This is a genomic window from Hankyongella ginsenosidimutans, assembly GCF_005144965.1.
Lineage (GTDB): Bacteria > Pseudomonadota > Alphaproteobacteria > Sphingomonadales > Sphingomonadaceae > Hankyongella > Hankyongella ginsenosidimutans.
Map to the genome: position 1 here is coordinate 1,672,074 of NZ_CP039704.1, position 13,362 is coordinate 1,685,435.

Consider the following 13,362-nt stretch of genomic DNA (forward strand, 5'->3'; position numbering starts at 1 on the left):
TGAGGATGGCGTCCTGCATATCGTGCTGCAGCGCCCGGAGAAAAGAACGCACTGACCAACGCCATGTATGCGGCGATCGCCGATGCCCTGGACTCGGCCGCCACGGACCCCACGGTTCGCGTCGTGTTGTTCCGGGCCGAGGGTGATTGCTTTTCCGCCGGTAACGACATCATGGACTTTGCAAGTGTTGCAACGGCCGCGGTGGACTTTGCCGCCATGCCGGTCACCCGCGTGCTGAAGGCGCTGGCTCATGCGGAAAAGCCGCTGGTCGCTGCTGTCCATGGCGCTGCCGTCGGGATCGGCACGACATTGCTGCTGCATTGCGATCTGGTCTTTGTGGCGGAGGATGCGCAGCTCTCAACGCCCTTCATCAATCTGGCGCTGGTGCCGGAGGCGGCGTCCAGCCTGCTGATGCCGGCGCGGATCGGTCATGCCCGGGCTTACGCCATGTTCGCGCTCGGCGAGAAGCTGAGCGGGCTGGAGGCGGCGCGGCTCGGCCTCGCCAATACGGCTGTCCCCGCCGACCGCCTCCTCGAGACAGCGCTCGCCGGCGCCAAGGCGCTGGCGCAGCGGCCACCGGAGGCGCTGCGCATCACCAAGCGGCTGATGCGCGACGCGGAAAGCTACGCCCGCATCATGGATGCAGAAGGCGCGCAATTCATGGCCCGCCTGCGTTCGCCGGAGGCGCAGGAAGCTTTCGCGGCGTTCCTGCAGCGCCGCGCGCCCGATTTCTCGAAATTCGCATAAGGGGAGAGGAAAATCATGAGTCTCGCTGGCAAAACTCTGTTCATCACCGGCGCCAGTCGCGGCATCGGCCTGGCGATTGCACTGCGCGCGGCGCGCGACGGCGCCAACGTCGCGATCGCCGCCAAGACCGCCGAGCCGCACAAGCATCTGCCCGGTACCGTCTATTCGGCGGCCGAGGAGATCGAGGCGGCCGGCGGCAAGGCCCTGCCGCTGATCGTCGATGTGCGCGACGAGGAGTCGGTTCTGCAAGCGGTTGCGACGACCGTCGAGACCTTCGGCGGCATCGACATCTGCGTCAACAACGCGTCGGCGATCAGCCTTTCGCCGACCGAGGCGACCGAAATGAAGCGCTACGACCTGATGCACCAGGTTAATACCCGTGGCACCTTCCTGGTCTCCAAGGCCTGTGTGCCGCACCTGCGCAAGGCGCAGAACCCGCATGTGCTGATGCTGTCGCCGCCGCTCGACATGAAGGCCAAGTGGTTCGCACCCCATGTCGCCTACACCATGGCCAAGTTCGGCATGTCGTTGTGCGTGCTGGGCATGTCGGCGGAGTTCCTGAAGGACAAAATTGCCTTCAACGCCTTGTGGCCGCGCACCACGATTGCAACAGCCGCAGTCAAGTTTGCGCTGCTCGGCGACGAAGGCATGCGCAAAAGCCGCACCGCCGATATTCTGGCGGATGCGGCCTACGAGATTTTCCACGAGCCGTCGGCCAGTTTCACCGGCAATTTCCTGATCGACGACACTTATCTTACGGGCAAGGGCGTCACCGATTTCGACCGTTACCGGGTCGATCCGAGCCAGCCGCTGTTGCCGGATTTCTTCGTGCCGGACGATATGCCGCCGCCACCGGGGATAAGCCTCCTGCCGGTGGGATAAGCGGCTTTGCCTTCCCGGCGGTGAACGTGGTAGCGAAAGCGCCCAACCACGAGCCGCCATCATGTCGCACCTGACCCTTCCCGAGGCCGATCCCGCGCCTGGGGCACCGCTTCTGCGCCGTCTGCGCGCCGAGACGGCGACCCTGCTGAAGCTCGCCTGGCCGATGATGATCGCGCAGGCCAGCCGCATGGGCCTGAACGTCATCGATACGGTGATGGTCGGGCAGGCGAGCACGCAGGAACTCGCCTATCTCGGCATGGGTCGGGCGCTGAACTGGGTGGCGATCATCTCCGGCATCGGCCTGATGGCGGGGATCTCCGTGTTTGCCGCGCGTGCGGTCGGAGCCGGCGATCCCCGTCGGTGTGGCGACATCATGCGCCAGGGGCTGCTCTATGCGCTGGCGCTCGGCGCGGCGCTGACGGCGCTCATCCTGCTGCTGGCGCGCCCGGTTCTCCAGTTGGCCGGCCTCGCGCCGGATCTGGTGGATGGCGGGGTGGCCTTCAGTGCGGCGATCTCGCTTGGCTACATCCCGACGCTCGTCGGTTCGGCGGCCTACTTCTTCCTGCAGGGGATCGGCCGACCGAAGCCGGGCATGATCATCACCACCTCGGCGCTACCGCTCAATGTCTTTCTGAACTGGGTGTTCATATACGGCAATCTGGGTGCGCCGGCGCTCGGCGCGACGGGTGCGGCGCTGGCGACGGCGCTCGCCGTGACGCTGACGACGCTGGTCGAGCTCGGCTATCTGCGCTGGATGCCGGATGCGGAACGTTACGGCGTGCTCGATCGCGGGTGGCGACGCGCGTGGCGTGAAGGCCGGGCTTTGCGCCGGTTTGGCTTTGCGCCGGGTCTGGCCACCATGCTCGACCTGCTGGGGCTTAATACGCTGGCGGTCTGGGCCGGGCGTTTCGGCGCGGCCGTGGCGGCTGGCTTCCAGATCCTGCTTTCGCTGCATCTGATCGTGCTGATCATCGGCATCAGCCTGGCGACGGCGGCGTCGGTCCGGGTCGGCAACGCGTACGGCGCGCAGCAATGGCGCGAAATCGGGCTGCGCTGCTGGCTGGCGAGCGCACTCAGCGTGCTGACCATGGCGCTTCTGGTGGCGGTGCTATACCCGAACCTGTCGCTGGCGATCCGTCCGTTCAACCCGGATGCCGCGACGGCGGCTGCAGCGATCGCGCAGTTGCGCGCGTTCACGCCGTTCATGCTGTTCGATGGCGTCGCCTTCGTGCTCATGTTGTCCTTGCGCTCGGCTGGCGACGAGGTCGTGGCCTCCGTCTTGCAGATCGTGGGCTATCTCGGGGTTGCGCTGGCGGCGGCCACCGTCCTTGTGGTCGGGTTCGGCATGGGCGGGGTTGGGCTGGCGCTGGCGTTCGGGATCGGCATGCTGTTCACCGCGCTGGCCATGGCCTGGCGCTTTCGGATTGTCGCCGCGCGGCTGGCGGCGCGCGCAAAAGCTGGGCCGTAGAGTCTGGGTTGCCCCAGGGGAGGTCAGGCCGAACGCCGCGCCGCGCCAGCGTCCAGCACCGCGGCTGGCACCGCGAGTGTGACCGTCGTGCCGACCTGCAGGGTGCTGCTCAATGTCAGGGTGCCGCCCATCATCTCCAGGAACTGCTTGGCCAGCGGCAGGCCAGGCCGACGCCGCCGTAGCGGCGGGTCTCCGAGGATTCGACCTGCGCGAACGGCTTCAGCACTTCCTCGAGCATGTCTTCCGGAATGCCGATGCCGTGATCGACGATCGTCACCACGATTTGTGGCCCGGACTTGCTCACCGCGATCTCGATAGGGTCGTCGACGTCCGAGAACTTGATCGCGTTGCCGACGATGTTGATGAGGGCCTGCCGCAACAGGCGCGGGTCGGCGTAGACGCTGTGCGGTGTCTCGATGCCGGTCAGCACGATGCGACGGTGCGTGCCGATCTGGCGGCCCATGGCGATGTGGCTGGCGGTCTTCACCAGCTCGCAGATATCGATGGCGTGCAGGTCGACGCTGACCTTGCCGGACTCGATGCGCGCCAGGTCCAGCATGTCGTCGACCAGGCTCAGCAGATGGTGGCCGCTGTAGAGGATCAGGCGGGCGTAATCGCGCTGCTTTTCCGCTTTGTCGCCCGTGCGCTCGGCGTCCTGCACCAGCAGATCCGAAAAGCCGATGACGGCGTTGAGCGGCGTGCGTAACTCATGGCTGATGTTGGCGAGAAAGCGGGATTTGGCCTGACTGGCTTCCTCGGCGCCGACCCTGGCGGCCTCCAGATCGAGTTGCAGCGCCAGCAGCTCCGCCTCGCGCAGCTTCAGGCTGGTGACGTCGACATGGCTGACGGCGACGTGGCCGTTCGACAGGCGGCGGACCGTGCTGCGCAGCCAGCTCCTGCCCAGTTGCAACTCTGCGATGGTGACCGCGAAGGACTCCAGCGCCTCCCGGTCGTCGGTCAGGATCTGCATTTCCGGCAGATTGCGCACCATGGCGACAGCACCAATTTCCCGCGCTGTCATGCCCCGGCTGAGCGCGCTGCGCGACAGGCCGAGCAAGGTGCTGTAGGCATCGTTCCAGAGCAGCAGGCCGCCCTCTTCGTCGAACAGTGCGAAGGCTTCGGCCGCGCCGCTCAGCTCCGCCCACTCGTTCTGAGCCGTCAGGAACCGCCGATTGGCGTTCTGCGCCGTCTCCTGCGATCGGTAACTGGACAGTAGCGAGCGATAGACGATGCGGGAGGCAAGCGACATGCCGCCCGCCAGCAGCACAATGAAGGTCGCAAACGGCAAGCCGACGCCGCCCGGGGCAAGCGCATAGTAAACCGCATAAGGCGTCAGCGCGCAGATGGTGAACAGGCGCATCGCCGTCTGCACTGGCGACAAGATGACCCAGGCGCCGCTGGCGGCGGCGGCCACGGTCATCGTCATGATCATCTGGCGTTGCGGATCGAGCCACCAGAACGCGGCGATGCTTGCGCCCCACACGAGACCGGCGGCCGTCAGCCATAACGACGCTTGCCGCAGGACACGCTCGGCTGCGCGCGCGGTCACGCCGACGCGGCTGATGATCCAGAGATTGCGCGCCCTGAGCGCCGTCAGCACCAGCAGACAGCCGACCCAGCCGCAGAGGATGGGCTCAGGCACCCAGCCCCAGAACGTGGCAAGAATGGCGACGGCGGCAACGGAGGTGATGCCGAAATTGACGCGATTGTAGACGATATAGGCGCTGGCCAGCATGATCGAGGGCTGCGACGCATCGTGATACTGGATTTGCAGCGGGGCGGTGAGCCACCGGATGAAATCTCGCGTATGCGCCAGAATCTGCACCATGAGTTCCGAGGTAGTGCCAAACCTTTAAGGGATGGTTAACCGGTGTTAATCACCTTCGGCTTGCTTATGCCGGGCGGGTCTGCCCGCTGCCGCGTACGAGATATTTGTAGGTGGTGAGCTGTTCGACGCCCACCGGGCCGCGCGCGTGCATACGCCCGGTCGCAATGCCGATCTCCGCACCGAAGCCGAATTCTCCGCCGTCCGCGAACTGGGTCGAGGCGTTGACCAGCACGATCGCCGAGTCGACCTGGGCGAGAAATCGCTCGGCTGCAGCGGTGTCCTGCGTGACGATGGCGTCCGTGTGATGCGAGCCGTAACGGTTGATGTGGCCTATCGCGCCGTCAACCCCGTCAACCAGGGTCGCGGAGACGATCGCATCAAGATATTCGGTCGACCAGTCGAGGTCGTTGGCCAGGGCTATGCGAGGGTCCAGCGCCGCCAGCTCCGGCGTTGCGCGTACGGTGCAGCCGGCGTCCAGCAGGGCGGTCAGCACTGGCGTCGCCAGATGGCCAGCGCCTGCGCGGTCGATCAGCACGGTCTCCGTCGCGCCACAGACGCCGGTTCGGCGCAGCTTGGCGTTCAGGGTCACTGTGACCGCCATGTCCCGGTCCGCGCCGGCGTCGATGTAAGTGTGGCAGATACCTTCCAGGTGCGCGAACACCGGCACGCGCGCTTCCGTCTGCACCCGCTCGACCAGCGACTTGCCGCCGCGCGGCACCACCACATCGATCAGTCCCTGCGCCGCGAGCAGCGCACCGACAGCGGCACGGTCAACGGTCGGCACCAGTTGAATGGCATCCGCCGGTAGATCGACAGCGCGCAGCCCCGCGACAAGGCAGGCGTGCAGTGCGGCTGAGGACTGCACGGATTCGCTGCCACCGCGCAGGATCACCGCATTGCCGGCCTTCAAGGCGAGCGCACCGGCGTCGGCGGTCACGTTCGGGCGGCTCTCGTAGATCACCGCGATCACACCGAGCGGCACCCGCACGCGCTGGAAGCGCAGGCCGTTGGGACGCGTCCATTCAGCCAGCACGGTGCCGACCGGGTCGGGCAGGGCGGCGACATCCCGCAGGCCCTGGGCAATGCCGGCCAGGCGCTTGGGGTCGAGCTGAAGGCGGTCGAGCATCGCCCTGAGAGGCCGCGTGCTTGCGCTTGCGCCATGTCCTGCGCATTGGCGGCGAGGATCGTTTCCTCGGCGGACAGCACCGCCGCGGCGGCCGCATCCAGCGCGCGGGATTTCTGCTCCGGCGTCGCCAGGGCGAGCGCTTGCGCAGCAGCGCGGGCACGCAGGCCCATATCCTGGATCAAGGCGTCAGGGGTCATAACAGCACCAGGGAATCGCGGTGGATGACGGCAGCCCGGGGGCATAGCCCAGCAGGGCGGCGATGTCAGCGCTTTGCAGCCGCGGATGCGCTGGACTTCGTCCGCATCGTAGCTGGCCAGGCCGCGTGCGATCAATGTGCCGTCGGCGCTGCGCACATCCAGCACATCGCCGCGCGCAAAGGCCCCGGTGCAGGCGGTGACGCCAGCCGCCAACAGGCTGCGCCCCTCCCGCAGGGCGCGCACCGCGCCATCGTCGACGGTCAGCGCGCCGGCAACCGTGATGCGCCCGGCCAGCCAGCGCTTGCGCGCGGCAAGCGGCGTGCCCGTGGCGACGAAGACAGTACCGGTGCCGCCCGCACGGAAATGCACAAGTGGCCGTTCGACGTGACCGGTGGCGATGGCGAGGTGGCAGCCGCCGCCGATGGCGATGCGCGCCGCCTTCAGCTTGGCCGCCATACCGCCCGACCCCATGCCGGATGCGCCCGCGCCGCCCGCCTGCGCCTCGATCTCGGGCGTGATCGCCGCCACCGCCGCCAGCCGCGTCGCCGTGGGGTCGTGGCGCGGATCGGCGGTGTAGAAACCGTCGATGTCGGAGAACAGGATCACCCCGGATGCCTCGACGGCCTGACCGACGCGTGCGGCCAGCCGATCGTTATCGCCGAAGCGAATTTCCGCAGTCGCCACGCTGTCGTTCTCGTTGATGACCGGCATCGCGCCAGCCTCCAGGAGACGCCCGACGGTCGCGGTCACGTTCAGGTAGCGGCGGCGATCCTCAAGGTCGTCCAGCGTCAGCAGCAATTGCGCCGCCTGGACGTCGTGCTGGGCCAGCAGGTCGGCGTAGGTCTGCGCGAGTTCGATCTGGCCGACGGCGGCTGCCGCCTGCGCATCCTCGAGGCTTGCCCGTCCGCCCTTGGGAAATTTCAGCCGCCGCGCGCCAGCGCCACCGCGCCGGACGACACGATGAGCACCTGCTGCCCGGCGGTGCGGCGTTCGACCAGTTCCGCCAGCAGGCCGGCCAGCCATTCCCGCCGGACCCGCCCGTCCGGCGCCACCAGCAGGGACGAGCCGATCTTGACCACCAGGCGCGGGCAGACATCCGGATCGAACAGCCGCGCGTCCATGCTAGACCGGCGACCAGTCGGCGGTATCGGCCGCCGGACGTCCTTGCGCGATCACTTCGATCAGCGCATCCAGAATGGGCGTCAAACCCTGGTGCGCTGCCGCCGAGACCTGGTGTACCGGCTTGCCGATCGCGCGCGCGAGTGCCCCTGCCGGCGCTTGGCGACCGCCGGCTCGACCAGGTCGCACTTGCTGAGCGCGACGATCTCCAGCTTATCCTCAAGCCCGCCGCCATATTCCCGCAGCTCGTGTCGAACCGTGCGGTAAGCGCGGGTCGGGCTGTCGACCGTCACGTCGATCAGGTGCACCAGCACGCGGCAGCGCTCGATGTGGCCGAGGAAGCGATCGCCGATGCCGACGCCTTCGGCCGCCCCTCGATAAGGCCCGGGATATCGGCCAGCACGAAATCGACGCCCTTGTGCTCGACCACGCCCAGTTGCGGTTTCAGGGTCGTGAACGGATAGGCGCCGACCTTGGCGTTGGCGTTGGTGACCGCGTTGATGAAGGTCGACTTGCCGGCATTGGGAAAGCCCAGCAGTCCGGCGTCGGCGATCAGCTTCAGGCGCAGCCACACCCACAGCTCCTCGCCGGGATAGCCCTTGGTGAACTTGCGCGGCGCGCGGTTGGTCGATGTGGCGTAGGTGGCGTTGCCCCTGCCGCCGTCCCCGCCGCGCAGAAGTTGCAGCCTTTGGCCCGGCCGGGTCAGGTCGGCGATCACGGTCTCGCGGTCCTCGGCGAGGATCTGTGTGCCGGCCGGCACCTTGATGACGATGTCATCGCCAGAACCGCCAGTGCGGTTGGAGCCCTGGCCGTGATGGCCGCGCCCGGCCTTGAAGTGCTGCTGGTAGCGGAAATCGATGAGCGTGTTCAGCCCGGCCACGCACTCGAAGATGATATGCCCGCCGCGTCCGCCGTCGCCGCCGTCTGGGCCGCCGTATTCGACGAACTTTTCGCGCCGGAACGAGACGCAGCCGTCCCCGCCCTGGCCGGACGCGAGATAGATTTTGCACTGGTCGAGAAACTGCATGGACGCCGACGGCCTTTCAAATCGCAAGTGTGCATATGCGAAAAAGCGGTCGAGTCAAACATTCCGGCCATGTTCAGGCGGCGTGCGCGGCGTGCGCGGCGCGCAGCGGCGGTTCCGCCTGGCTTTCGCGTGCCTGAACCAGGGCCTGCGCGAACTTCAGCGCAGCCGTGGGCGGCATCGCCTCCGGCTTCCAGTGCGCGGTTGGGCTGTAGCGCAGCAGCAGGGCCGCCGTTTCCGGGCTGTCGTCGCGCAGCAGCATCTGCCAGCGGCCGAACTCGCGTTCGTCAATCCGCGAGAAATCGAGCAGAACAATGCGCTGCTGCCGGGGTCGCGCGCCATGAACAGGAAGGCATCGGTCAGGCGCGCGCGGTCGCCTTCGAGGATTTGCAGGAAGTTATCCCAGTCGAACAACAGCGCGCCGGTAATCTGGCGCTCAGCGTAGTGCCTCGCCGACTCGTCGTGGATCGCGCGGAATATGGTCTTGTCGTTGGCCTGGCCAACCGGAAATTTGGTCTGCGACGCGCAGATCATGCGGGCGAGAGGCATGGCGGGTCTCCGTCGGAGCCCGGTGTGCGCCCGTGGGTCGCCCCTGGCGGATAGCCGTCCGGGGCGGCAACGCGGCCCGCGCCGGTCCATCTGTTGCTCCGATGTTCAGCCTATGCGCGAGTCGTTGCGATTTCAATAACAACCTTGGTGAAGTTCGTTCGCTCTGTGCTCGACGAAACAATCGCTACTAGAGTCTGTTCGTTTCGGACGGGATCGTCATTGCAAGGCGTTTACGCCGAGGCAATCCAGGAACACCTGTGTTTCAATGGATCGCCATCCCGGCTTTCGCCGGGACAGGCTCAGCTTTGCTGCCTCGCGATGACGACGGCGCTACAATCGAAACAGGGCAGTCCCTAAGCCCGCCGCCCAGGCTCAGTCGGATCAGTAAACGCGCGCTTTCGGCTTGATGTACTCCACATCGCTCGAGAGCGTGTAGGTGTGGACCGGGCGGTAGTCGAGGGTGACAGCACCATCCTTGAACCATGTGATCGTGTGTTTCATCCAGGTTTCGTCGTCCCGCTTTGCATGGTCCTCATGCATGTGGGCGCCGCGGCTTTCCTGGCGGTTGCTGGCTGAGTAGACGGTCGAGACGGCCTGGCCGATCATGTTGTCGAGTTCCAGCGTCTCGATCAGGTCGGTGTTCCAGACCAGCCCGCGGTCGGTGATGCCGATGTCGGCCATCGACTGGTAGACGGCGTCGATCTTGCGCTTGCCTTCGTCCAGCACTTCGGTGGTGCGGAACACGCCGCAGTTGGCCTGCATGGTCCGCTGCATGGCCAGACGCACCTGTGCGGTCGGGGCGTCGCCCTTGGCGTAGCGGAAGCGGTCGAGCCGGGTCAGCGCCATATCGGCGGAGTCGGCGGGCAGCGGCGCTGTTTCATATCCGGCCGGTACAGCGCGTTGATGCGGTGGCCGGTCGCACGGCCGAACACCACGAGGTCGATGAGGCTGTTCGAGCCAAGCCGGTTCGCGCCGTGCACGGAGACGCAGGCGGCTTCTCCGACCGCGAACAGGCCGGGGACCACGGTATCCGGGTCGCCGTCCTTCAGGGTGACGACCTCGCCGTGATAGTTGGTCGGAATGCCGCCCATGTTGTAGTGGACGGTCGGCACGACCGGGATCGGGTCCTTGCGCAGGTCGACGCCGGCGAAGATCTTCGCTGTCTCGGTGATGCCGGGCAGGCGCTCGGCGAGCACCGCGGGGTCGATGTGGTTGAGGTGCAGGTGGATGTGATCGGCTTCCTTGCCGACGCCCCGGCCTTCGCGGATTTCCTGCGCCATGGCGCGCGCCACCACGTCGCGGCTGGCGAGATCCTGGCCGACGGCGCATAACGCTCCATGAAGCGTTCGCCGGTCGAATTGGTCAGGTAGCCGCCTTCGCCGCGCGCGCCCTCGGTGATCAGCACACCCGCGCCGTAGATGCCGGTCGGGTGGAACTGGACGAACTCCATATCCTGCATCGGGATGCCGGCGCGCAGGGCCATGCCGCCGCCGTCGCCGGTGCAGGTGTGCGCCGAGGTCGCGGAGAAGTAGGCACGGCCGTAGCCGCCGGTCGCCAGCACCACGGCATGGGCGCGGAAGCGGTGGATCGTGCCGTCTTCCATGTTCATGGCGATGACGCCGCGGCAGGCCCGTTCTCCATGATCAGGTCGATGGCGAAATATTCGATATAGAAGTCGGTCGCGTACTTGAGGCTCTGCTGGTAGAGCGCGTGTAGCATGGCGTGGCCGGTGCGGTCGGCTGCAGCGCAGGTGCGCTGCGCGGCGGGCCCGGCACCCATGTTCTGGGTCATGCCGCCGAACGCGCGCTGATAGATCCGGCCATCCTCGGTGCGGCTGAACGGCACGCCGAAATGCTCCAGCTCGTAAACCGCCGCCGGTGCCTCGCGGCAGAGATACTCGATCGCGTCCTGGTCGCCGAGCCAGTCGGAACCCTTGACCGTATCGTACATGTGCCAGGTCCAGTGGTCCGGCCCCATGTTGCCGAGCGAGGCGGCGATGCCGCCCTGGGCCGCGACCGTGTGGCTGCGTGTCGGGAACACCTTGGTGATGCAGGCGGTCTTCAAACCCGATTCCGCGATGCCCATGGCCGCGCGCAAGCCGGAGCCGCCGGCGCCGACGACGACGGCATCGTAGGTGTGGTCGGTGATCGGATAGGCGGTGTTCATGCCGAAAGGCTCCTCAAGAGCGGGCGGTGCCCGCGCGTAGCGTTAGAAACCGGGCGCGCCGAGCGCGAGCTTGGCGACCGCGAAGATGCAGGCGACGGCGCAGGCGACGCAGGCGAGGTTGATGGCGACCAGCAGGGTCAGCTTGGCACCGGGCGCGTGCAGATAATCCTCCACCGCGACCTGGGCACCCAGCGCGATGTGGTAGAAGATGTTGACCGAGAACAGGATCAGCAGCACCGCGACCAGCGGCTGCGACACCCAGGTGGTGAAGGCGAAGTGATCGCCCGCGACGCCGAGCGCCAGCGACACGATCAGCCACAGGCCGAGCGGGACGTTGGCGATGGCGGTGATCCGCTGCATCCACCAGTGGTGCGTACCACCTTTGGCGGCACCGAGGCCGCGGACCTTGCCCAGTTCCGAGCGCATTGCCATGGTCAAACCCCTCAAAAGGCCAGAACGTAAACCCAGACCGCAAGCGTCAGTACGGTCGAGGCGACGAAAGTGAAAGCGGCGGTCTTGCGGCTGAACGCCGGATCGTAGCCGGCACCCGTGTCCATGAACAGGTGCCGCAGCCCCGAGCACAGGTGCTGGAAAAAGCCCCAGGTCAGGCCGATCAGCACCAGCAGGCCAAGCGGCGAGCCGATGAGTCCAAGGAAGTGCCCGTAAGCGCCTTCGCCCGATGCCGCCGCGCTCAACCACCAGACCAGCACGATGCCGCCCACCAGCGCCATGCCGAGGCCGGTGGCGCGGTGCAGGATCGAGACAGCCATATTCGGCCGCCATTCGTAGACCTGAAGGTGCGGGGAGAGCGGACGGGCGCGGGTCTCTGCCATGGGTTCCTCAAGAGACTGACATATGTTCGCGCGACATTAGAAACGAAAGCGCGGACTTGGAAGCCAAGTTTTCGCAAATGTGACCGCAATCCGACTATTTGACACTGCGCGACGTGGTCGCAGGCGGGTGGCGGGTCATTTTGAAATTCTGCCGCTCACCCTGAGCTGGACGAAGGGTGAGCGGCTCGTGGTTCGTCCTGGCTCACCACGAGCGGTTTTTCAGAATGATCCACCACCCAAGCTTGTGCGCGTTCCGGCGCTCGGGCATTGTTTGTCGAATTTGGGGAGGATTTTCATGAACAGTATCGCCGTTTGCCTCGCGCAGCGCCCGGTCGGCCTGCCCGGACCTGAATGCTTCACCCTGCGCGAAGCGCCGCTTCCCACGCCCGGCGAGGGGAGGTTCTGGTCGCCGTCTACTTCATCTCGATCGACCCGGCGATGCGCGGCTGGATGAACGAGGGTAAGTCCTACATCCCGCCGGTGCAACTGGGCGACGTCATGCGCGCGCTTGCTGTCGGCGAGGTCGTTGAGTCGCGCGCGCCGGGCTTTGCGGCTGGCGACTGGGTGCGCGGCGCGTTTGGCGTGCAGTCGCACTGCGCGGTCCCGGCCAAGGGGCTGAGCAAGATCGACCCGTGTTGGCCCCGCCTGCACGCTGGCTTGGCGGGCTGGGCATGCCCGGCATGACCGCCTACTTCGGGCTTCTGGACGTGTGCGCCCATCGGGAGGGCGATATCGTGCTGGTTTCAGCCGCCAACGGTGCCGTCGGCTCGGTCGTCGGCCAGTTGGCCAAGGCGCGCGGTTCAAAGGTGATTGGCGTCGCCGGCGGGCCGGAGAAATGCCGGCATGTGGTCGAGACTTATGGCTTTGACGCCTGCATCGATTACAAGTCCGAGCAGGTGGCGCGGCGCGTCCGCGACCTCGCGCCGGACGGCATCGACATCTACTTCGACAATGTCGGCGGCGAGACGCTGGAGGCGGCGCTGGCCAACCTGCGCAAGGGCGCGCGCATCGGCATCTGCGGCGCGATCGGCGACTACAACGACATGGCGCACATGAAAGGACCGCGCAACTACCTCAACCTGCTCGTCTACAGTGCGCGCATGCAGGGCTTCGTCATCTTCGATTACGCGGCACGCTACGCAGAGGCGGAGGCGGCGCTTACGGCCCAGTACCGCGACGGCAAACTCACGCTTGCCGAGCACATCGAGAAGGGGCTGGCACGCTTTCCGGAAGTGCTGGCCATGCTGTTCGACGGCCGCAACACCGCCAAGCTGGTGCTGGAGGTCTAGCAGCATGATTGCTGCAACCGATGGCGTGAATCATGGTCTAGCAGGCCGCTGAAGAAGTGGTTTCCCGCACTCCAAACCCACAGCCGTCACCTCGGCGAAAGCCGGGTCCATGGCTAACACCTTATATTCGTTGT

At 66.5% G+C, this 13,362-nt stretch carries 9 protein-coding genes and 4 pseudogenes; 5 read left to right on the plus strand and 8 right to left on the minus strand.

Features of this window, described 5'->3' with window-relative positions:
- The first annotated feature begins 63 nt into the window (after positions 1-63).
- The 3 genes from E6W36_RS09765 (at position 64) to E6W36_RS09775 (ending at position 3,097) form a co-directional block, all read left to right on the plus strand.
- Entirely contained in the window at positions 64-747 is a 684-nt protein-coding gene (locus E6W36_RS09765) for an enoyl-CoA hydratase-related protein (RefSeq protein WP_342776639.1), read from the plus strand.
- A gap of 15 nt (positions 748-762) precedes the next feature.
- Positions 763-1,629 (plus strand): SDR family oxidoreductase, encoded by an 867-nt coding sequence (locus tag E6W36_RS09770; protein ID WP_222872471.1) that lies wholly within the window; start codon positions 763-765, stop codon positions 1,627-1,629.
- Positions 1,630-1,690: 61 nt separating this feature from the next.
- Positions 1,691-3,097 carry an MATE family efflux transporter gene (locus tag E6W36_RS09775; protein ID WP_222872472.1) on the plus strand — a complete coding sequence of 469 codons (1,407 nt, stop codon included), beginning with the start codon at positions 1,691-1,693 and terminating at the stop codon, positions 3,095-3,097.
- 130 nt (positions 3,098-3,227) lie between these two features.
- On the opposite strand, the gene E6W36_RS09780 is transcribed toward E6W36_RS09775, so the two are convergent.
- The 8 genes and pseudogenes from E6W36_RS09780 to sdhC form a co-directional block, all read right to left on the minus strand.
- A complete protein-coding gene (locus E6W36_RS09780; protein ID WP_222872473.1) occupies positions 3,228-4,925 on the minus strand; it encodes a sensor histidine kinase in 1,698 nt (565 codons plus the stop codon).
- A gap of 64 nt (positions 4,926-4,989) precedes the next feature.
- Positions 4,990-6,248 (minus strand): annotated as a pseudogene (locus E6W36_RS09785) (glutamate-5-semialdehyde dehydrogenase).
- Positions 6,245-7,369, minus strand: a pseudogene (gene proB / locus E6W36_RS09790) (glutamate 5-kinase). The pseudogenes E6W36_RS09785 and proB overlap by 4 nt, the downstream one beginning before the upstream one ends.
- A 1-nt stretch (position 7,370) precedes the next feature.
- A pseudogene (gene obgE, locus E6W36_RS09795) lies at positions 7,371-8,394 on the minus strand (GTPase ObgE).
- Between the two features lie 156 nt (positions 8,395-8,550).
- Positions 8,551-8,940 (minus strand): BLUF domain-containing protein, encoded by a 390-nt coding sequence (locus tag E6W36_RS09800; RefSeq protein ID WP_222872474.1) that lies wholly within the window; start codon positions 8,938-8,940, stop codon positions 8,551-8,553.
- Between the two features lie 381 nt (positions 8,941-9,321).
- A pseudogene (sdhA, locus tag E6W36_RS09805) lies at positions 9,322-11,106 on the minus strand (succinate dehydrogenase flavoprotein subunit).
- 42 nt (positions 11,107-11,148) lie between these two features.
- Positions 11,149-11,538, minus strand: coding sequence for a succinate dehydrogenase, hydrophobic membrane anchor protein (sdhD, locus tag E6W36_RS09810; RefSeq protein WP_222872475.1), 390 nt, complete (start codon positions 11,536-11,538; stop codon positions 11,149-11,151).
- Between the two features lie 11 nt (positions 11,539-11,549).
- A complete protein-coding gene (sdhC, locus tag E6W36_RS09815) occupies positions 11,550-11,939 on the minus strand; it encodes a succinate dehydrogenase, cytochrome b556 subunit (RefSeq protein WP_222872476.1) in 390 nt (129 codons plus the stop codon).
- 351 nt (positions 11,940-12,290) lie between these two features.
- Here sdhC and E6W36_RS09820 point away from each other — a divergent pair, with 351 nt between their 5' ends.
- Complete coding sequence (locus E6W36_RS09820) at positions 12,291-12,623, plus strand: hypothetical protein (protein ID WP_222872477.1); 333 nt, start codon at positions 12,291-12,293, stop codon at positions 12,621-12,623.
- The gene (locus tag E6W36_RS09825; protein ID WP_222872478.1) at positions 12,572-13,228 is read left to right on the plus strand and encodes an MDR family NADP-dependent oxidoreductase; all 657 of its coding nucleotides are present in this window, start codon (positions 12,572-12,574) and stop codon (positions 13,226-13,228) included. The genes E6W36_RS09820 and E6W36_RS09825 overlap by 52 nt, the downstream gene beginning before the upstream one ends.
- Positions 13,229-13,362 lie beyond the last annotated feature (134 nt).

Bases quoted from the DNA above. Each gene is read 5' to 3' on its own strand.
- E6W36_RS09780 (WP_222872473.1), bottom strand. From the start codon at position 4,925: ATGGTGCAGATTCTGGCGCATACGCGAGATTTCATCCGGTGGCTCACC.
- sdhC (WP_222872476.1), bottom strand. From the start codon at position 11,939: ATGGCAGAGACCCGCGCCCGTCCGCTCTCCCCGCACCTTCAGGTCTAC.
- E6W36_RS09820 (WP_222872477.1), top strand. From the start codon at position 12,291: ATGCTTCACCCTGCGCGAAGCGCCGCTTCCCACGCCCGGCGAGGGGAG.
- E6W36_RS09765 (WP_342776639.1), top strand. From the start codon at position 64: ATGTATGCGGCGATCGCCGATGCCCTGGACTCGGCCGCCACGGACCCC.
- E6W36_RS09770 (WP_222872471.1), top strand. From the start codon at position 763: ATGAGTCTCGCTGGCAAAACTCTGTTCATCACCGGCGCCAGTCGCGGC.
- E6W36_RS09775 (WP_222872472.1), top strand. From the start codon at position 1,691: ATGTCGCACCTGACCCTTCCCGAGGCCGATCCCGCGCCTGGGGCACCG.
- sdhD (WP_222872475.1), bottom strand. From the start codon at position 11,538: ATGGCAATGCGCTCGGAACTGGGCAAGGTCCGCGGCCTCGGTGCCGCC.
- E6W36_RS09800 (WP_222872474.1), bottom strand. From the start codon at position 8,940: ATGCCTCTCGCCCGCATGATCTGCGCGTCGCAGACCAAATTTCCGGTT.